The sequence below is a fragment of the Microbaculum marinum genome (assembly GCF_037855135.1).
Classification (GTDB): domain Bacteria; phylum Pseudomonadota; class Alphaproteobacteria; order Rhizobiales; family Tepidamorphaceae; genus Microbaculum; species Microbaculum marinum.
This window is the reverse complement of record NZ_JAZHOF010000003.1, coordinates 482,554-500,192: the sequence shown is the minus strand read 5'-3', so window position 1 is coordinate 500,192 and position 17,639 is coordinate 482,554. Positions and strand designations below refer to the sequence as shown.

Below are 17,639 nucleotides of genomic sequence, written 5' to 3'. Positions count from 1 at the left end.
CGCCTGCGGCGCTATCGCATCGCCGATCGCGCCGTCGGCGAGAGTATCAGGCGCAGGGGCTCGCCGCGTCCGCCCTCGCCCAGGTCTGCGGCGACGGCGGCCCAGCCCGGATGCGCGGACAGCCGGGCGGCATGGTCGTCGAAGGCGGCCTGATCGGCGAACCGTGCGACCCACACCAGCACGGTATCGGTCTCGCGCACCGGAAGGGCCGGGAAGGTGTTCGGGCCCGGCTCGCTGACATAGACCCCGGCCGGCTCAGCGCCCGTCGCCTCTAGGATCGGCACCGCCTTCTCGAAGAACACCGAGACGCGGGCCTCGGCCGCGTCCCTGGCGATCGGATGGATGTCGACGGCGAAGACCGCGGCGGCGGGCGTCCCGGCCGCGCGGCCTGGCCGGTCTCCAATATCGATCGCCAGTCCCGCTCCGGAGCGCGCCGGCCTCAGCAGCAGCACGTCGTCGAAATCGATCATCGTCGCGTTGGCGTCGTCCCTGTGGGCCGCCCACACCGGGCCTCCGTAGAACGCGGCCAGCGAGGACGCGCGCTGCTCCATCCCCGGAAAGCCGCGCAGCCAGACGAAGCGGTCGTCGCGTTCGAGATCGCGGAACTGGCCCATCACCGTCATGCCGACGGCATCCTGGCTTTCCACGAACTCGCGGTCGAACAAGTCGATCAGGACGTCGCGCTGGCCGGGATGCAGCGTGTACTGCCGCAGTTCGACGACGGCGCAGCCGGAGGGGTCGGCAACGGCCATGTCAGGCCTTCATCGGAAAGATGATGCAGGTCTCCGATCCGTGGGCGAGCAGCTTGCCGTCGGCGGTTTTCAGCGTCGCCTCCGACGTCGCGATGCGGCTGCCGCGGTGGATCAGCACGCCCTCGCAGGTGACCTCGCCGGTGTCGGGCATGATCGGCCGCACGAGGTTCACCTTGTACTCGACGGTCGTGTAGGCCTCGCCCGCCCTGATCGACGAATGGACGGCGCAGCCCAGCGCCGAATCGAGCAGCGTGCCGGCCCAGCCGCCGTGGATCGTACCGAGCGGATTGAGATAGTCGGCCGCGGGCATGCCCTTGAACACCGCCCGGCCCTCGCCGACCTCGTCCAGGATGAACCCGAGGGTGCGGGCGATCGGCGGCGCCGGCAGGTCGCCGGCGATCATCGCCTGCAGGACGGACAGGCCGTCCATGTCCCTGATCCTGGCCAGCGGCAGCGTGTCGAACCCGGTGACCGTGGCGAACCGGCTGTAGGCTTCCGACATCGTTCGCACTCCTTCGGCGTGTCATGTGGACAGATATGTTAGATGCATATACAATAAAAATATGACGGACAAGCACGACCCCGACAAACGTGACGCGGAAATTCCGGAGGGCGCCAGACGCGGCGACGGCCGGGTTGCCGCGCTCGCCGACCTGAGCTGCACCGGCTACCGGCTGCGCAAGGCCGCCCGGCGGGTGACGGCGCTGTACGACACGGCGCTGGCGCCGGCCGGCCTGACCGTCACCCAGTTCTCCATCCTGGCGATGATCGCGACCGGCGGCCCGCGGCCGATGTCCGGGCTCGCCGACGCGATGGGGATGGATGCCTCGACGCTGACGCGCACCCTGAAGCGGCTGATTGACGGCGGCGACGTGGAGATCGTCGCCGGCTCCGACCGGCGCACCAAGCTCGTCGCCCTGACCGACAGGGGCCAGGAGACGGTCGCGGCCGCGGTGCCGTACTGGCGCGCCGCGCAGAAGCGGGTGGAGCGGGCGATGGGCGGCGAGATCGCCACTCTGCATCAGCTGCTGCGCAAGGTCTCGGCGGCGGCGGACCCGGAGGAGTTCAGGGCGGCTGCCGATGCCCCGGCGGGGCAGGGATAGCAAGGACTTTGGAACTCCAGCGCTCTGGCGCTGCGGACCCGTCCGCCGCGGGCGATTGCGGGCGCCCGTCCGCGTCCCCCGGCATCTCCGATCAGAGAATGCTCACCCCGAGGTGGTGCAGGGTCGCCCGAACGATCAGCAGAATTCCCAGTCCCGCCAGCAGCACGCCGGAGACGATGTTGATGCGGCGCAGGGTGGCATCCGAGATCAGGTGGCGGATCCTTGCGACGAACGCCGATATGCCCGCCCACCACAACAGCGCGCCGCCGCTCACGGCGAGCACCATCAGGACGGCGGCCGCGTAGTCGCCTTCCGGAAGCAGTTCCTCTCCGACGATTCCGCCGAAGATCGCCAGGAAGCCCAGCAGCGCGCCGGGGTTGGTGATCGTTATCAGGAACGTCGCGGGAATGATCCTGATCGCCGAGTCGCTGATGTGGGCGTCAGCCCGCGCCGAACTCTGCGGCGTCGACATCGTCACCCGGATGCCGAAGCCGATCAGGATAAGCCCGCCGACGAGCTGGATGAGGCGGCTATGGTCGGACACCGCCTCGGCCACAGCGTTGATGCCGAAGGCTGCGATCAGCGCCAGCACGCCGTCGCCGACCGCGGCTCCCACTCCGGCGAGGACGGCGGGAACGAAACCCAGGCGCAAGGCCCGTCCGATGCAGATGATGTTGACGGGCCCGACCGGCGCCGAGACCACGATACCAATGAGAATTCCGACAGGAATGACGAGAAGGTTGGTCATATTCCCCCAGAACCGCGGAAAGCCCCGATCGTTCCGCCGATTGCGATTCTTATGGCCTGCGGGACGAACTCACAACCGGCGCCGTGTTGTGACTTGACCCGCGCCCGCTTCGCGCGATCATTGTGCCATGTCCGTCTCCCGCATCACCGTCGCGCTGGCCCTGCTGTGCGTTCCACTCTGGTTGCCGCCGGCGGCTGCGCAGAACAAGGTCAGGACCGAGACCATCCAGGTGCCGCCCGCACCGGAGGGCGAGACGGCCCCGGATGCGGTCGAGGCCCCGGATGCGGTCGAGGCCCCGGATGCGGGCGAGGATGCGGTGCCGGCCGGGGACCCGGCGGCGGTCGAGGCGGGGCCCGAGACCGCCGACCTGCCGGACGTCCTGTACGACACCTCGCTGCTGCCTGCGCCGGTCCGGCGAATGCGCGAGCAGATGATCGCGGCGGCGAAGACCGGCGACCTGGAGAACCTGCGGCCGGTGGTGGAGGTCAACGAACTGCCGCCGCTGGTCTCGTTCGGCGGCGAGACCGACCCGATCTCGTTCTGGCGGGAGGCCGGCGGCGATCCCGAGGGACGCGAGATCATGGCGATCATGATCGAGATCCTGGAGGCCGGTTTCGTTCATCTCGAACCCGGCACGCCCCGCGAACTCTACGTCTGGCCGTACTTCTACGCCCTGCCGCTCGATTCCCTGACGCCCGAGCAGGAAGTCGAGCTGTACAAGCTGATCACGCCGATGGACCGCCAGCTGATGGAGGAGTTCGGCGCCTACAACTTCTTCCGGCTCGGCATCGGTCCGGACGGCACCTGGCACTACTTCGTGGCCGGCGACTGAACCGAGTCCTGCCCCTCGTCCGCCAGCGTCTCGAACGCCTCGCCATAGAGGGCATGGGCGATCATCGGCGCGGACTGGCTGCCGAGCCGCCCGTAGAAGGCCGCGGCCTCCGCGTTGCCCGGCTCCGCCGTCCACCAGACGAACCCGCACCCCCTGGCGCGCGCGGCCGCGCTGACGGCGGCGACCAGCCGGCGGGCGATGCCGTTGCGGCGATGGGCCGGATCGACATAGAGGTCGATCATGTAGACGCCCGGCCGGGCGTGCTCAGTCTCGTAGGCATCGCACCAGGCGGCGTAGCCGGCGATCGTGCCGTCCCGTTCCGCGACGATGAATTCCAGGTGCCGCGTCCGACCGAAGGCGTCGCGTGCGAGGATGTCCGGCGTGATCCGGCCAGATGCTGCCCCGACATGGGCATTGAGCGCGTCGATCTGCCCGATGAGAGCGTCCGCGTCTTCGGCGGCGGCGGGGCGGATCACAAGCGTCACTTGGTCAGCCGGGCTGCAGCGTTTCGAGGAAGCGCACCGGTTCGCCGGTCCCCGGCGACACCAGCTCTCCGTCCCACATGACCTGGCGTCCGCGCACGATCGTTCCGACCGGCCAGCCGCACACGGTGATGCCGTCATAGGGCGTCCATCCGGCCCGCGAGGCGATCCAGCCGTCGCTGATCGTCTCGCTCCGGCGCATGTCGACGATGGTGAAATCTGCGTCGTAGCCTGCCGCGATCCGGCCCTTGTTGGCGATCTGGAACAGCCGGGCCGGGCCGTGGCTGGTCATGTCGACGAAGCGCTCTATAGACATCCGCCCGGCATTGACGTGGTCGAGCATGATCGGCACCAGCGTCTGCACGCCGGTCATGCCCGAGGGCGAGTCGGGGTAGGCCTTCGCCTTCTCCTCGAGCGTGTGCGGGGCGTGGTCCGAACCGAGAATATCCGCGACCCCGTTGTCGACGCCCGCCCACAGCCCCTTGCGGTGGCGGGCATCGCGGACCGGCGGATTCATCTGGATCCTGGTGCCGAGCCGGTCGTAGCCGTCCGCCGTGAGGGTCAGGTGATGCGGCGTCACCTCGACGCTTGCCACGTCCTTGTGCTGCGCCAGCAGCGCCATTTCCTCTGCCGTCGACACATGCAGGATATGGATGCGCTTGCCGGCCGCCGTGGCGAGGCGGATCAGCCGCTGGGTGGCGAGCAGCGCGGCGGTTTCGTCGCGCCAGACCGGATGCGACTGCGGCCGGCCGCTCTCCCTCAGTCCGGCCCGCTCGCGCAGCCGCGGCTCGTCCTCGGCATGGAAGGCGGCGCGGCGACGGATGTTGCGCAGGATCGCGGCGATGTTCCCGTCGTCCTCGACGAGCAGCGACCCGGTCGAGGAGCCGACGAAGACCTTGACGCCCGCGCATCCGGGAAGCTGCTCGAGTTCGGCCAGGTCGCCGATGTTCTCGTGCGTGCCGCCGATGTAGAATGCGTGGTCGCAATGCATGCGGCCTCTGGCGCGGGCGAGCTTGTCCTCGAGCGCCTCCCGGTTCACCGTCTGCGGAGAGGTGTTGGGCATTTCGAAGACCGCCGTGACGCCGCCCATGATCGCGGCAAGCGAACCGGTCTCCAGGTCTTCCTTGTGTTCGGCGCCGGGCTCGCGGAAATGCACCTGGGTGTCGATCACTCCGGGCAGGACGGTGAGGCCGCGACAGTCGATCCGCTCCCCGGCATCGGCCTGGCCGAGGTCGCCGAGCGCCGCGATCCGCCCGTCGCGTATGCCGATATCCCGCTCGCTGACGCCGTCGTGATTGACGACGGATCCGCCCTGAAGGATGACATCGTAGATATCGCTCATCTTTCCTCAGCCGGTCCCGATTGCCTGCCGCTTCCCCTATATAGGGCATAGCAAGTTTTTCCGGTTCGGCCAGACCAAAACCGGGAAATGTCGACGTTTCCGCGAAGCGGAAGGCACAACGCCGAAAGGACGAATGCATGACGGGCAAACAGGCGGCAATTCTCGGGTCTCGGGCAGTCGTCGCCGTGTCGGGCGACCAGGCCCGCGACTTCCTGCAGGGCCTCGTGACATCGGACATCGACAAGCTGCGGCCGGGTGAGGCCCGCAACGCCGCGCTGCTGACGCCGCAGGGCAAGATCCTGCACGAATTCATTCTCTACGCCGAGGATCCCGACGGATTCCTGCTGGAGACGCCGGCGGAACTGGCTCAGGATCTCGCCCGGCGGCTGATGTTCTACCGGCTGCGCGCCAGGGTCGACATCGCCGTCGCCGACGGTCTTGCCGTGGTCGCGATCTGGGGCGAGGGGCAGCAGCCGTCGGTGTCCGGCGCCTTCGCCGACCCGCGCCTCGCCGGTCTGGGCTGGCGGGCGATTATTGCGAAGGACGCGACCGAATCGGCGCTGGAGGGCTGCGACATCGTCGCCGAGCCCGATTACCATGCCCATCGGATCGCACTCGGCGTCGCCGAACTGGGGCAGGACTACGGATCGGGCGAAGTCTTTCCGCACGAGGCCGATCTCGACCAGCTTGGCGGGGTCGATTTCCACAAGGGCTGCTTCATCGGCCAGGAAGTGGTCTCCCGCATGCAGCATCGCGGCACGGCGCGCAGCCGGTTCGTTCCCGTCGAGGTGGACGGCGCCGCACCGGAGCCCGGCACGGCGGTGGAGGCTGGCGGAAAGGCCGTCGGCACGATGGGCTCGTCGGCCGGCCGGCGCGGCCTCGCGCTGCTGCGGCTCGACAGGATCGGCGATGCGATGGCCGCGGGCCAGCCGATCGCCGCCGGGGATGCGGTCCTGCACCCGCTCCGGCCGGACTGGGCCCGGTTCGACTGGCCCGATGCCGCTGCAGCCGGCACCACGGCGACCGGGACGTGAGCGCCGCCGCATCGCCGCGCGCCTGGCAGCGGATGCTGTCGGGACGCCGGCTCGACCTGCTCGATCCCTCGCCGCTCGACATCGAGATTTCCGACATCGCGCTGGGACTGGCGCGCGTCGCCCGCTGGAACGGACAGACCGGCGGCCGCCACGCCTTCTCGGTCGCCGAGCACAGCCTGCTGGTGGAGGACCTCGTCGGCCGTATGTATCCCGACCTGGAGCGGCGCTGGCGGCTTGCCGCCCTGCTGCACGATGCGCCGGAATACGTCATCGGCGACATCATCAGCCCGTTCAAGGCGGTGCTCGGCGACGGCTACAAGGGCGTCGAGATACGCATCCTCGAAGCCGTGCACCTGCGCTTCGGGCTGCCCGCGCGGCTGCCGGCGACGGTGGCGAAGGCGATCAAGAGGGCCGATATCGCCGCGGCGTTCCTGGAGGCGACACAACTGGCCGGCTTCTCCCATGACGAGGCGGCCCGGTACTTCGACCGGCCCGGCAAGATCGGCGGCGCCGCGCTCGACAGCCTGTTCACGCTCGAGGCGCAGCCGGTCGCCCGCGCCGAAAGGCGCTTCCTCGCCCGGTTCGCGGACCTCAGCGACTAGGCGGTTCCGATTCCGAGGTGGAAGCCGAACGGGAATCCGCCCATATAAGAGGCAAGCCGACTATCCTAAAATGAGGCGCAAAGCGGAACGATGCCTGCAATCCATGTCTGTTCACTGGCCCGGATCGCCGAGGTCGTCGACCAGACCGGCGCGAGCCATCTCGTCACCCTGATCACCGAAGGCACCGAGGTCCCCCGGCCGGCCGCGATCCTTCCCGACCGCCACCTGTTCCTGGCGATGCACGACATCACCGCCGTGACCGAGGGCATGGTGCTGCCCTCGCACGATCACGTCGCCGACTACCTGGCCTTCGTCGAGGACTGGGACCGCGCCCAGCCGATGGTGGTGCACTGCTTCGCCGGCATCAGCCGGTCGACGGCGGCGGCCTACATTGCCGCCTGCGCCCTGAACCCGAGGATCGACGAGGAGGAACTTGCCCTGCAGATCCGCGCGTCCTCGCCGACGGCGACGCCGAACTCGCGGCTCGTCCATATCGCCGACGACGTGCTTGGCCGGCAGGGCCGCATGCGCCGGGCGATCGCCGGGATCGGGCGCGGCAGCTTCGCCTACGAGGGCGTGCCCTTCGCCCTGCAGATCGGGCCGCGCGAGAGGTAGGGCCGCGCCGGCGCTACTGGCCGTAGCGCGAGGCGATGCGCTGGGCGATGTCGGCGCCCTCGCTCATGTAGCTGTCGATCACCCAAGCCGCCGTATCGGTGCAGGCGCGATAGGTCTGCTCGAAGCCGCGATATCCGCGGTTGAAGCTGTCGACCAGCTTGGCGCGGCGGTCGGGGGAGGGGTTCTCCGCATCGATGAGCTGCTGCATCATCGACCGCCAGGTCTGGCCCTCGTCGGCCCCGCACAGGCCGCGCAGGTAGTGGACCGCGCCGAGGATCTCGGCAAGCCGCTGGATTTCCTTTTCATAGGGAGGCGCGGTCGGCAGCGCCTGCGCCCCGGCGGCCGCGGGAGCGAGCACGGGCACAAGCGCGATGATGACGATCGCGGCGACGCTGCGCAGTCTCTCGGGCAGGGAACGTGTCTCCATGACGACTATCTAGCCCCGGCGGCGGGCAATCTCAATGAGATCGCGCCGGCTCGGCGTCGACAAGTGCCGCCGCCTTGGCGACGACCTCCGGCGTTCGCTCGGTCATCTCCAGCGTGCCGAGATCGTCCGGCGCCATCCAGGCGACGTCGGCGGCCTCATCGCTGGTGCGGGCCTCGCCGTCGATCCAGCGCGCGGCGAACGAGACGATGACGAAGTGCCGGACCACGACCCCCCTGGCGTCGCGCCGGATCACCTCGACGATGTCGGCGGGCATGACGATTTCCGCCTTGACCCCCGTCTCCTCGAAGACCTCCCGGGCCGCCGCCTCGCCCAGGGTCTCGCCGATCTCGACCAGCCCGCCGGGCAGACTCCAGAGGCCGTCGAGCGGCGGCCGGGCGCGCTTCGCCACCAGGACTCGGCCGTCCCGGAACACGGCGGCGGAGACGCCGAGCAGCGGATTGGCGGGATAGGCGCGGGGATCGGGGAGGTCTGCGTCGGTCATCGCCGCACCCTAGCACGGCGGCGTCGGCCTCGCGCCACGGGGCGGACATTGCCCCCGGCCGCCCCATATGCAAGACCGGAGCAATCGACGGAGACGACCATGTGCGGCCGCTACGCCCTGACCCTGCCGCCGCAGGCGGTGCGCGAGTTCATGGGATTCCTGGAACTGCCCAATTTCCCGCCGCGCTACAACATCGCGCCGACCCAGCCGATCGCCGTGGTCCGGCTCTCGTCTGGCGCGCGGTCCTTCACGCTGATGCGCTGGGGGCTGCTGCCCTCCTGGGTCAAGGACCCGAAGGATTTCCCGACCCTGATCAACGCCCGCTCCGAAGGCGCCGCCGCCAAGCCGGCCTTTCGCGCCGCCATGCGCCGCCGCCGCTGCCTGATCCCCGCCGACGGCTTCTACGAGTGGCAGAAGACCCACAACGGCCGCAAGGTGCCGCATCTGATCCGCCGTCCCGGTGGCGCCCCGTTCGCCTTCGCCGGCCTGTGGGAGAGCTGGATGGGGGCCGACGGCAGCGAGATCGACACCGCGACGATCATGACGACGGCGGCCAACGACCATCTCAGGCCGCTGCACGACCGCATGCCGGTCATCGTCATGCCGGACGACTTCGACCGCTGGCTCGACGCCACGGACCGCCCCGCCGACGATGTCGCGGATCTGCTGCGTGCGGCGCCGGAAGACTATTTCGAGGCATTCCCGATCTCGACCCGCGTCAACTCCGTCGCCAACGACGATGCCGACATCCAGGCGCCGCTCGCCGAGCCGACGACCCCGCCCGCCGAGGAGCGCAAGCCTCAGCCAAAGAAGGCGAAGGGCGGCGACGGCGGCCAGATGAGCCTGCTGTAGGTTCGCTCGCGACGCGCGGGCCTCGAGCCCGCCCGCCGAGGAGCGCAAGCCTCAACCGCAGAAGGCGAAGGGCGGCGACGGCGGCCAGACGAGCCTGCTGTAGGTCCGCTCGCGAAGCGCGGGCCTTGAGCCCGCCCGCCGCGCACCCCACCCCGACCTTCCCCCATCAAGGGGGAGGGAGCCATTCGGCTCGGTTGCGGCTCACTTCGAGCGCAAAACGATTCTGCAGATGCCGACTGAGGTTTGTGGACGGCGGCGCAGCGTGCGCCTCCCTCCCCCCTTGTGGGGGAGGGTCGGGGAGGGGGTCGCCGCGAAGCGGCGTCAATAACCGGCGCCGCGCCGCCCCGGCTCATACCGAGTGCCGAACAATGGCAATCCGGGCACCACGCCGCGGCGTGCCATTCTCGCCGTCGGCAGTCGAAACAGGACCAGCTCAGCTGCCTGACCCCCTCCCCCTTGATGGGGGAGGGTCGGGGAGGGGGTGCGCATGATCGGCTCTCGATGAGCCGATCATTCGTTCTGACGCTTCACCCCGGCCGCTTCGAGGGGTCGAGCCACTTCGACATGTTGATCCGCTCCTCGGTGTCGTAGCCGAGCGCGTTGTAGAACGCGACGACCCGGGTGTTGTCGGCGCGGACCATCAGGTTGAGCTTCCAGACACCCTGGCGCCTCAGCCAGTCCTCGGCCGCCGCCATGATCCCGCGGCCGTGGCCCTCGCCCTGGCGGTCCGGATCGACCGAAACGTAGTAGACGGTGCCGCGGTGGCCGTCGTGGCCGACCATGGCGCTGGCGACGATTTCGCCGCCGGCCCGGCCGACCAGCACGGCGGCGCCGGGAACGGAGCGCGCGAAGGCGATGTCGGCGGCCGGATCGTTCCACGGCCGCGTCAGTCCGCAGCGTGCCCACAGCGCCGCGACGGCCTCGACGTCGGCGTCAGCGATTTCGGCGATGTCGAGAGCGGGCATGGCAAGGTCCGGGTTTGCGACCGACGCCTTCAGGCGCGAAGCCGGGGTGTCTACACGACCTTGCCGGGGTTGAGAATGCCCTTCGGATCGAAGGCCTGCTTTATTGCCCGCATCATGTCTAGCTCGACCGGCTGCTTGATCAACTCCATCAGGTCGCGCTTCATGAAGCCGATGCCGTGTTCCGCCGAGATCGACCCGCCGAGCTCCATCACCAGGTCGTCGAGGACCCGCGTCACCTCGTCCCAGTGTGCCATGAAGGCGGCCCGGTCGGACCCGACGGGCTGGCTGAAGTTGAAGTGGATGTTGCCGTCGCCGAGATGGCCGAACGGCACCGGCCGCACGCCCGGGATCATCTTTTCGACGATCCCGATGCCGCGCTCCAGCATCTCGGCGACCTTGCCGACCGGCACCGAGATGTCGCTCTTGATCGACCCGCCCTCGCTGCGCTGCACCTCCGACATCATCAGCCGGATCTGCCAGAAGTCGCGCGCCTGGGCGATCGATCCGGCGATCGCCGCGTCGCGCACGGTGCCGGTCTCGAAGGCCTGCTCGAGGATCGCCTGCATGAGCCCGTCGACGTCGGCGCCCTCGAGCGGCGAGGACAGCTCGACGAGCACGTACCAGGGATGCGCCTCCGCCAGCGGGTCCCGGGTTCCCGCCGCGTGCTTCAGCACCATCTCGATGCCGATGCGCGGCAGGATCTCGCAGCCGGTGAGCTGCGCGCCGGCCTTGCCGCGGGCGACCGTGAACAGTTTCAGGGCCGCTGCCGGATCGTCGACGGCGACGAACGCGGTGGCCACCTCGCGCGGCTTCGGGAACATCTTCAGCACGGCGCCGGTGACGATCCCGAGCGTGCCCTCGGCCCCGATGAACAGGTCCTTCAGGTGGTAGCCCGTATTGTCCTTGCGCAGCGACCTCAGCCCGTTCCAGATCCGGCCGTCGGCCAGCACGACCTCGAGCCCGAGGACCAGGTCGCGGGTATTGCCGTAGGCGAGCACGGCGGTGCCGCCGGCATTGGTCGAGATGTTGCCGCCGATCTGGCAGGAGCCCTCCGCCCCGAGGCTGAGCGGGAACAGCCGGTCGGCCTCGTCGGCGGCCTTCTGGATCTGTTCCAGCACCACGCCGGAATCGACCGTCATCGTGTCGTTGCCGGGGTCGACGGAGCGGATCCTGTTCAGCCGCGACAGCGACAGCACGACTTCGCCGTTGTGGGGGATCTGGCCGCCGACCAGCCCGGTGTTGCCGCCCTGCGGCACGATCGGCGTGCCGGTCTCGCTGGCGAGCGCCATGATCTGCGCCACCTCGGCGACCGAGCCCGGCCGCAGCACCAGCGGCGTGCTGCCGCGATAGAGGTCGCGATGCTCGATGAGGAACGGCTCGAGATCGGCCGGTTCGGTGATCGCATGGGCATCGCCGACGATTGCGGCGAAACGTTTGAGGAGGTCGGCGGCAAGGGCAGGCATGACGCTCCGGTCTCGGGGCAGAACGAGGGGTTCAGAAAGACTTTGGCCAGTCCCGCGAGGCGTGGATGATCGCGAGGATGTCGATAGTATTCGCGCCAAGGCGATAAACGACAATATAGGGTGTCGAGGCAATCACCAGTTCGCGGGTATCGGCAATCCGGCCCCTGCGGCCGATCGTCGGATAGGAGGAGAGGCGCTCGGCACCATTGCGTATGGCCGACAGCACGGCGTGCGCCGCCCGGGGACTGTCGGATGCGATAAAGTCGCCAATGCTGACGACATGACGTGCGGCGGTCGGTGTCCAGCGGACGCGCACTGTCTATTCCGAATGGTCGAATCGTTGCCAGATCCGATCCATTTCGCCGTCGGACAGGAAACGCCCGGCGTCAGCGTCCGCCAGCCCCTCCCTGATCTTGCGAATCTGCCATTCGTGAAAATCCAGATAGGCATCGATCGCCTGGTCGATCGCCTGGCTGCGATCCTGCCCCAGCGCCGTCGCCACGTCATCGAGCCGGCCGCGCTTCTCCGGGGTCATCCGGAACGTCACGGCGTCCTTCGACATTGCGCGTACTCCAATAGTGTATGACAACGTATTACATCGTATGCGATCCGGTGACAGAAATCAATCTGCCGGCGTCGCCCCGTGCACCAGCCGGTGGATGTATTCGAGCTTCCCGATCGTCGGCGGCGGCAGCACGAACGGATAGAGGTCCGGCTGGCCCATGCTGCGATTGAGGCTGTTGACGGCGACGGTCAGGGGCAGCCACGCCGTGATGATCTTGTCGAACGGGACGTCGTCGTAGGGATCGAAGGTGACCGTGTGGCCGAGCGTCTCGCCGTTGGGAATGTTCGGCCGCGTCCGCAGTCCGAACGCTTCGGCGGTTTCCAGCGTGTCGATGATGTGAAGGTAGTGCGCCCAGGTCTCGGCGAAGTCCTCCCAGGGATGCGCGCTCGCGTAGGAGGACACGAACCGCTCGCGCCAGTCGTCCGGCGGTCCCTTTTCGTAGTTGTCGGCAAGCGCCTGCTGGTAGTCCCGGCGTTCGTCGCCGAACATCGCGCGGCACGACTCCAGCCGGCCGCCGTCGCGCACCAGGCGATCCCAGTAATAGTGCCCGATCTCGTGGCGGAAATGGCCGAGCAGCGTGCGGTACGGTTCGCCCATCGCGGTGCGCCGCGCTTCGCGCTCGGCATCGTCGGCTTCCGCGAGGTTGATGGTGATCAGCCCGTCGGCGTGGCCGGTCAGCACCGGCGTGTCCGGGTCGGTGTCGCCGATCAGTTCGAAGGCGAGCTCGGTGCCCGGTGCTGCCGCCTCGTCGTTCAGCGGCAGGCCGAGCCGCAGGAGCGAATAGAACAGGTGGCGCTTGCTCGCCTCCAGTTTCCGCCAGTGCTGGAGGTTCAACTCGTCCGACAGGTCGGGGATCGTCCGGTTCGGGGCGCAGGCGATGCAGAAATCGGACGCCGATCCCGCCGGCACCAGCCAGTTGCAGGCGCCGTGGCCGGCATTGGCGCAGAACCGCAACGCTTCCGACGGACCGGCTGCGGGCCGCCAGTGCGACCCGGCGTCCTGGACCAGGGCATACATCTGCATGTCCTCCGTCCGGAAGCCGAGCCTCGCCCCGCAGCGTTCGCAGGCGACATTCTCGAAATAGACCGGCTGGCCGCAGTTCTGGCACTGGAAGAGCTTCATGGTGACCGGAGGATGTAGGGTTGTGGAACGCTGCAACAACGCGGATCGTCCGGATTCGATCCGCAGCGGCGACCCGGTTAGTGGCGAAAGCGGTTCGGTTCTGCCGCCGGCCGTCTGCGCACGTGCCGGCCGCGCGTTTGAATGGTGTCCTTTCTCCTGGGGAAACCGCACGACTTCCGTAAAAGATGCCGTGTGCATCGAAAAATATATTTGATGCACACAGGTATCTGCGGCACAATCTCGGTTTGTGTGCAGCAAGAAATAATTTGATGCACAAATCCGGGGACGCTCGTGGAAATCGTTGCTCACAGTCGTTCGGCAGTTGTGGCCTACCAGGACCTGTTGCGGCTTCATCTCGACGAATTGGCCTCGAGCTTCGCCGGCACCATCGAGGAGCGGCACCGCAACGGGCGCACCTATCTGTACGAGCGGTTCCGGATCGGAACCGAAATGATGAGCCGGTATCTGGGCGAAGACAGGCCGGAGCTGCGCTCGCGCCTGCGGCGCGCCGAAGAGCTGAAGGCCGCCGCCGAGGCGCGCCGGAAGCGGATGGCGCAGCTTGCAAGAGCACTTCGTGCCGAGGGCTTCGTTACAACCGATCGCCAGACCGGCTCGATTCTTCTGGCCTTTTCCAGGGCAGGCGTTTTCCGGCTCGGTGGAACCCTGGTCGGGACATCTGCCTACGGCCTCTACCAAGGCGAACTCGGCGTGCGCATGGATCACGAGGCGCTGGCCCAGACGGGCGACATCGATGTCGCCAGTTTCCACCGGCTCTCGGTCGTGCTGGACGACAAGGTCGAAGAGACCCCCGCAGATATACTCAAAGTGCTCAAGTTCGAACCCGTTCCCGGGATACACGGCCGACCGGTCTGGAAATGGCGGCAGAGCCATTCCGAGACGATGGTCGAGTTCCTGACACCGGCCTTCGGCGACGAAAGGGTTGTGCCGCTCCCGGCCTTAAGCGTCAGTGCCCAGGCGCTCAACTACCTGAACTTCCTGATCGCGGAACCCATTCATGCCGTGGCTGTCTACCGCTCCGGCGTCCTGATCCAGGTGCCGCGGCCGGAACGGTTCGCGATCCACAAACTGATTGTGGCGGATCGGCGCCGCGGCGGACCCGATCGGCTGAAGGCCCGAAAGGACCGGGCCCAGGCCGAATTCCTTGTCGCGGTTCTATCCGAGGACCGCCCCGACGACCTCGCGGAAGCCTACGAGGACGCCCTGTCTCGCGGACCCCGTTGGCGCGAGCGGATCGCGGCTAGCCTGAAACGCTTGCCCGAAACCGCCGAACGCCTTGCCGCGCTCGTTTGAGAGCCCGGTTCCGCTTCACCCGCGCGGCGCCGCCGCCCGTCGCAACCGGTCCAATATGGCCTCGCCAAGCCCGGTCCCGGGGATCGGCGCCACCGCGATGCGGCGGGCGCCGCTGGCGTCGAGCCGGCGCAGGCTGGCGAACAGGTTGACCGCCGCCTCGGCCAGGTCGCCGCGCTCCGACAGGTTCAGCATCGCCCGCGCCTGCGTCGCGCCGTGCGGCAGGTCGGGACCGAAGGCGAGCAGCGCCTCGTCGGGGTCGACATGCGTCGCGTTCAGACGGACCGCGGCATCCGGCGCATAATGCGAGGCCAGCATCCCGGGCGCCCGCGGACGGTCCGGATCGCTGTGCGGCGTGTCGAGCCTGGTGCCCAGCACCGCCTCGATCTCCCCGCGTGCCACGCCGCCGGGCCGCAGTAGCACCGGCCGGTCGCCGATACAGGCGACGATGGTCGATTCGAGCCCGACGCGGCACGGTCCGGCGTCGACGACCATGGCGACCGAAGCCCCCAGTTCCTCGATCGCCGCTTCGGCCGTCGTCGGGCTGATCCGGCCGGACCGGTTGGCACTGGGGGCGGCGACCGGCCGGCCCAGCGCCGCGATGATCGCGCCGGTGACCTGGCTGTCGGGCCATCGCAGGCCGACCGTGTCGAGGCCCGCGGTCGCCAGGTCGCAGATCGTCGAGCCGGCCGCCCTGGGAACGACCAGGGTCAGCGGCCCCGGCCAGAAGCGGTCGGCGAGCCTGCGGGCGGTCTCGTCGAACAGGCCGTGTGCCTCCGCCATGTCGCAGCCGGCGACGTGCGAGATCAGCGGGTTGAAGCGCGGCCGGCCCTTGGCCTCGAAGATCCGTGCCACCGCCATGCCGGTGGTGGCGTCGGCGGCCAGTCCGTAGACGGTCTCCGTCGGCAGCACGACGAGGCGGCCGGCGGCCAGATGGCGGGTGGCGTCGGCGACGCGCCGTTCGTGCTCCTGCCGGGAGGTGGTGTCCTCTAGCGTCCAGATATCCATTGAGACCGCCGTTGACGCGGTGCGTCCCGCGCCTAAAGTGCCGGTTTGCATGATGTGGGCCGCCAATTGGCCGACACCGAAGCGCCGCGTCAAGCTGGCGCGCCTCATCCCGCAGGGAGACCGCCTTGACCTACCGTGCCCCGGTTGCCGACATCGCCTTCACGCTGCGCCATATCGCCGGCCTCGACGCGGAGCTGGAGCGCGGCGCCTTCGGCGACCTGTCCGCCGACCTTGTCGAGGCCGTGCTGCAGGAAGCCGGCCGGTTCGCGACCGAGGAGATCGCCCCGCTGAACGCTCCCGGCGACAGGGCCGGCACGCCCCTCGAGGATGGCGTCGTGACGATGCCGCCGGGCTGGAAGGAGGCCTACCGCAAGTGGATCGAGGGCGGCTGGGCGAGCCTGACGGGTCCGGAGGAGTTCGGCGGCCAGGCCCTGCCGACCATGCTGGCGGTCGCCACCCAGGAGATGTGGAACTCCGGCTCGATGGCCTATGGCATCGGGCCGACGCTGACCGTCGGCGCCGTCGAGGCGATCCACGCCCACGCGACCGAGGAACTGAAGCGGACGTACCTGCCGAAGCTCGTCTCCGGCGAGTGGATGGGCACGATGAACCTGACCGAGCCGCAGGCCGGCTCCGACCTGGCGCTTCTGCGCGCGAAGGCGGAGCCGCGCGGCGACGGCACCTACCTGATCCGCGGCACCAAGATCTTCATCACCTACGGCGAGCACGACCTCACCGACAACATCGTCCACCTGGTGCTTGCCCGCCTGCCCGACGCGCCGCCGGGAACGCGGGGAATCTCGCTGTTCCTGGTGCCGAAGATCCTCGTCAACGACGACGGGTCGCTCGGGGAACGCAACGACGTGTGGTGCCGCAGCGTCGAGCACAAGCTCGGAATCCACGCCAGCCCGACCTGCGTGATGGGGTTCGGTGACAACGGTGGCGCGGTCGGCTGGCTGGTCGGCGAGGAAAACCGTGGTCTCGCGTGCATGTTCACCATGATGAACAACGCCCGCCTCTCGGTCGGCATCCAGGGTGTGGCGATTGCCGAGCGCGCCACCCAGCAGGCGCTGGCCTACGCCCGGGAGCGCAGGCAGGGACGGCTGCCCGGCATGGGCCAGGAGCAGGCGGTGCCGATCCTCGCCCATCCCGACGTCAGGCGCAGCCTGATGACGATGCGGGCGCTGACCGCCGCCGCGCGCGCCATCTGCTACCAGACCGGCCATGCCACCGACCTGGCCCACCGCGCCGCCGACGAGGCCGGGCGCAAGGCCGCCCAGGAGCGCGCCAACCTGCTGACGCCGGTCGCCAAGGCCTTCTCCACCGACATCGGCGTCGAGGTGGCCTCGCTCGGCGTCCAGGTGCACGGCGGCATGGGCTACATCGAGGAGACCGGCGCCGCCCAGCACCTGCGCGACGCCCGCATCGCGCCGATCTACGAGGGCACCAACGGCATCCAGGCGATCGACCTCGTCACGCGCAAGTTGCCGATGGCCGGCGGCGCGGCGATCGCCGCCTATATCGCCGAATTGCGCGACATCGCCCGCCAGGTGGCCGAATCGAACCAGCCCGTCTTCGGCCGCATGGGCGAGGGCCTCGGCGGGGCGATCGACGCGCTGGAGACCGCGACCGCCTGGATGCTGGAGGCGCTGAAGGCCGAGCCCGACGCCGCGCTCGCCGGCGCGACGCCGTATCTCCGGCTGTTCGCGCTCGCCGGCGGCGGCGCGGCGCTGGCCAGGGGCGCCCTTGCCGCGCAGGCGATGAACGGCGCCGGCGCCGCGCACGTCGCCACCGCCCGGTTCTTCGCCGACAACCTCTGCCCGGAGGCAGCCGGACTGGCGGCGACGGTCACGGGCGGTGCCTACACGGTGCTCGGTGCCGACGTCGCGCTGGCGGGGTGATAAGTTCAAGAGGGGG

Annotated in this window: 21 protein-coding genes; 8 read left to right on the top strand and 13 right to left on the bottom strand. The window is 69.0% G+C overall.

The window, feature by feature from the left end; all coding sequences use genetic code 11:
- Window positions 1-11 precede the first annotated feature (11 nt).
- Both V3328_RS09460 and V3328_RS09455 read right to left on the bottom strand, forming a co-directional pair.
- Window positions 12-752 carry an NIPSNAP family protein gene (locus tag V3328_RS09460; RefSeq protein ID WP_340329393.1) on the bottom strand — a complete coding sequence of 247 codons (741 nt, stop codon included), beginning with the start codon at window positions 750-752 and terminating at the stop codon, window positions 12-14.
- 1 nt (window position 753) lies between these two features.
- Window positions 754-1,254: a PaaI family thioesterase gene (locus V3328_RS09455; protein ID WP_340329392.1), complete on the bottom strand. Its 501-nt coding sequence runs from the start codon at window positions 1,252-1,254 to the stop codon at window positions 754-756.
- A gap of 61 nt (window positions 1,255-1,315) precedes the next feature.
- Between V3328_RS09455 and V3328_RS09450 the strand changes: the two genes are divergently transcribed.
- A complete protein-coding gene (locus tag V3328_RS09450; protein WP_340329391.1) occupies window positions 1,316-1,855 on the top strand; it encodes a MarR family winged helix-turn-helix transcriptional regulator in 540 nt (179 codons plus the stop codon).
- 91 nt (window positions 1,856-1,946) lie between these two features.
- Here the strand turns inward: V3328_RS09450 and V3328_RS09445 are convergent, their stop codons facing one another.
- Entirely contained in the window at window positions 1,947-2,603 is a 657-nt protein-coding gene (locus V3328_RS09445) for a LysE family translocator (RefSeq protein ID WP_340329390.1), read from the bottom strand.
- Window positions 2,604-2,730: 127 nt separating this feature from the next.
- Here V3328_RS09445 and V3328_RS09440 point away from each other — a divergent pair, with 127 nt between their 5' ends.
- A complete protein-coding gene (locus V3328_RS09440) occupies window positions 2,731-3,435 on the top strand; it encodes a hypothetical protein (protein ID WP_340329389.1) in 705 nt (234 codons plus the stop codon).
- Here the strand turns inward: V3328_RS09440 and V3328_RS09435 are convergent.
- Both V3328_RS09435 and V3328_RS09430 read right to left on the bottom strand, forming a co-directional pair.
- A complete protein-coding gene (locus V3328_RS09435) occupies window positions 3,414-3,920 on the bottom strand; it encodes a GNAT family N-acetyltransferase (protein ID WP_340329388.1) in 507 nt (168 codons plus the stop codon). The genes V3328_RS09440 and V3328_RS09435 overlap by 22 nt on opposite strands.
- A 4-nt stretch (window positions 3,921-3,924) precedes the next feature.
- The gene (locus V3328_RS09430; RefSeq protein ID WP_340329387.1) at window positions 3,925-5,259 is read right to left on the bottom strand and encodes a dihydroorotase; all 1,335 of its coding nucleotides are present in this window, start codon (window positions 5,257-5,259) and stop codon (window positions 3,925-3,927) included.
- Window positions 5,260-5,396: 137 nt separating this feature from the next.
- Here V3328_RS09430 and ygfZ point away from each other — a divergent pair, with 137 nt between their 5' ends.
- The 3 genes from ygfZ to V3328_RS09415 all read left to right on the top strand — a co-directional run bounded on the left by ygfZ (window position 5,397) and on the right by V3328_RS09415 (window position 7,510).
- Window positions 5,397-6,293, top strand: coding sequence for a CAF17-like 4Fe-4S cluster assembly/insertion protein YgfZ (gene ygfZ / locus V3328_RS09425; protein WP_340329386.1), 897 nt, complete (start codon window positions 5,397-5,399; stop codon window positions 6,291-6,293).
- Window positions 6,294-6,325: 32 nt separating this feature from the next.
- Entirely contained in the window at window positions 6,326-6,895 is a 570-nt protein-coding gene (locus V3328_RS09420) for an HD domain-containing protein (protein WP_340329508.1), read from the top strand.
- A 90-nt stretch (window positions 6,896-6,985) separates the two neighbouring features.
- Entirely contained in the window at window positions 6,986-7,510 is a 525-nt protein-coding gene (locus V3328_RS09415) for a tyrosine phosphatase family protein (protein WP_340329385.1), read from the top strand.
- 13 nt (window positions 7,511-7,523) lie between these two features.
- Here the strand turns inward: V3328_RS09415 and V3328_RS09410 are convergent, their stop codons facing one another.
- Window positions 7,524-7,937, bottom strand: coding sequence for a TIGR02301 family protein (locus V3328_RS09410; protein ID WP_340329384.1), 414 nt, complete (start codon window positions 7,935-7,937; stop codon window positions 7,524-7,526).
- Between the two features lie 31 nt (window positions 7,938-7,968).
- Window positions 7,969-8,439 (bottom strand): NUDIX hydrolase, encoded by a 471-nt coding sequence (locus V3328_RS09405; protein ID WP_340329383.1) that lies wholly within the window; start codon window positions 8,437-8,439, stop codon window positions 7,969-7,971.
- Window positions 8,440-8,538: 99 nt separating this feature from the next.
- Between V3328_RS09405 and V3328_RS09400 the strand changes: the two genes are divergently transcribed.
- Window positions 8,539-9,291 (top strand): SOS response-associated peptidase, encoded by a 753-nt coding sequence (locus V3328_RS09400; protein WP_340329382.1) that lies wholly within the window; start codon window positions 8,539-8,541, stop codon window positions 9,289-9,291.
- 527 nt (window positions 9,292-9,818) lie between these two features.
- Here V3328_RS09400 and V3328_RS09395 read toward each other — a convergent pair.
- The 5 genes from V3328_RS09395 to V3328_RS09375 are packed head-to-tail and all read right to left on the bottom strand — an operon-like array spanning window position 9,819 to window position 13,406.
- A complete protein-coding gene (locus tag V3328_RS09395; RefSeq protein ID WP_340329381.1) occupies window positions 9,819-10,256 on the bottom strand; it encodes a GNAT family acetyltransferase in 438 nt (145 codons plus the stop codon).
- A 50-nt stretch (window positions 10,257-10,306) separates the two neighbouring features.
- On the bottom strand, window positions 10,307-11,719 hold the full coding sequence (locus V3328_RS09390) for an FAD-binding oxidoreductase (RefSeq protein ID WP_340329380.1): 1,413 nt from the start codon (window positions 11,717-11,719) through the stop codon (window positions 10,307-10,309).
- 31 nt (window positions 11,720-11,750) lie between these two features.
- Complete coding sequence (locus V3328_RS09385; protein WP_340329379.1) at window positions 11,751-12,035, bottom strand: type II toxin-antitoxin system RelE/ParE family toxin; 285 nt, start codon at window positions 12,033-12,035, stop codon at window positions 11,751-11,753.
- 3 nt (window positions 12,036-12,038) lie between these two features.
- Window positions 12,039-12,281: a CopG family ribbon-helix-helix protein gene (locus tag V3328_RS09380; RefSeq protein ID WP_340329378.1), complete on the bottom strand. Its 243-nt coding sequence runs from the start codon at window positions 12,279-12,281 to the stop codon at window positions 12,039-12,041.
- 60 nt (window positions 12,282-12,341) lie between these two features.
- The gene (locus V3328_RS09375; protein ID WP_340329507.1) at window positions 12,342-13,406 is read right to left on the bottom strand and encodes a zinc-binding metallopeptidase family protein; all 1,065 of its coding nucleotides are present in this window, start codon (window positions 13,404-13,406) and stop codon (window positions 12,342-12,344) included.
- A gap of 291 nt (window positions 13,407-13,697) precedes the next feature.
- Between V3328_RS09375 and V3328_RS09370 the strand changes: the two genes are divergently transcribed.
- Complete coding sequence (locus V3328_RS09370) at window positions 13,698-14,717, top strand: nucleotidyltransferase family protein (protein WP_340329377.1); 1,020 nt, start codon at window positions 13,698-13,700, stop codon at window positions 14,715-14,717.
- 15 nt (window positions 14,718-14,732) lie between these two features.
- On the opposite strand, the gene V3328_RS09365 is transcribed toward V3328_RS09370, so the two are convergent.
- Window positions 14,733-15,722 carry an L-threonylcarbamoyladenylate synthase gene (locus V3328_RS09365; RefSeq protein WP_340329376.1) on the bottom strand — a complete coding sequence of 330 codons (990 nt, stop codon included), beginning with the start codon at window positions 15,720-15,722 and terminating at the stop codon, window positions 14,733-14,735.
- 125 nt (window positions 15,723-15,847) lie between these two features.
- Between V3328_RS09365 and V3328_RS09360 the strand changes: the two genes are divergently transcribed.
- Complete coding sequence (locus tag V3328_RS09360; RefSeq protein ID WP_340329375.1) at window positions 15,848-17,623, top strand: acyl-CoA dehydrogenase; 1,776 nt, start codon at window positions 15,848-15,850, stop codon at window positions 17,621-17,623.
- Window positions 17,624-17,639 lie beyond the last annotated feature (16 nt).

Coding starts and splice junctions, on each gene's coding strand:
- V3328_RS09460 (WP_340329393.1), bottom strand. CDS start 752: ATGGCCGTTGCCGACCCCTCCGGCTGCGCCGTCGTCGAACTGCGGCAG.
- V3328_RS09455 (WP_340329392.1), bottom strand. CDS start 1,254: ATGTCGGAAGCCTACAGCCGGTTCGCCACGGTCACCGGGTTCGACACG.
- V3328_RS09450 (WP_340329391.1), top strand. CDS start 1,316: ATGACGGACAAGCACGACCCCGACAAACGTGACGCGGAAATTCCGGAG.
- V3328_RS09445 (WP_340329390.1), bottom strand. CDS start 2,603: ATGACCAACCTTCTCGTCATTCCTGTCGGAATTCTCATTGGTATCGTG.
- V3328_RS09440 (WP_340329389.1), top strand. CDS start 2,731: ATGTCCGTCTCCCGCATCACCGTCGCGCTGGCCCTGCTGTGCGTTCCA.
- V3328_RS09430 (WP_340329387.1), bottom strand. CDS start 5,259: ATGAGCGATATCTACGATGTCATCCTTCAGGGCGGATCCGTCGTCAAT.
- ygfZ (WP_340329386.1), top strand. CDS start 5,397: ATGACGGGCAAACAGGCGGCAATTCTCGGGTCTCGGGCAGTCGTCGCC.
- V3328_RS09420 (WP_340329508.1), top strand. CDS start 6,326: ATGCTGTCGGGACGCCGGCTCGACCTGCTCGATCCCTCGCCGCTCGAC.
- V3328_RS09415 (WP_340329385.1), top strand. CDS start 6,986: ATGCCTGCAATCCATGTCTGTTCACTGGCCCGGATCGCCGAGGTCGTC.
- V3328_RS09410 (WP_340329384.1), bottom strand. CDS start 7,937: ATGGAGACACGTTCCCTGCCCGAGAGACTGCGCAGCGTCGCCGCGATC.
- V3328_RS09405 (WP_340329383.1), bottom strand. CDS start 8,439: ATGACCGACGCAGACCTCCCCGATCCCCGCGCCTATCCCGCCAATCCG.
- V3328_RS09400 (WP_340329382.1), top strand. CDS start 8,539: ATGTGCGGCCGCTACGCCCTGACCCTGCCGCCGCAGGCGGTGCGCGAG.
- V3328_RS09395 (WP_340329381.1), bottom strand. CDS start 10,256: ATGCCCGCTCTCGACATCGCCGAAATCGCTGACGCCGACGTCGAGGCC.
- V3328_RS09390 (WP_340329380.1), bottom strand. CDS start 11,719: ATGCCTGCCCTTGCCGCCGACCTCCTCAAACGTTTCGCCGCAATCGTC.
- V3328_RS09380 (WP_340329378.1), bottom strand. CDS start 12,281: ATGTCGAAGGACGCCGTGACGTTCCGGATGACCCCGGAGAAGCGCGGC.
- V3328_RS09375 (WP_340329507.1), bottom strand. CDS start 13,406: ATGAAGCTCTTCCAGTGCCAGAACTGCGGCCAGCCGGTCTATTTCGAG.
- V3328_RS09365 (WP_340329376.1), bottom strand. CDS start 15,722: ATGGATATCTGGACGCTAGAGGACACCACCTCCCGGCAGGAGCACGAA.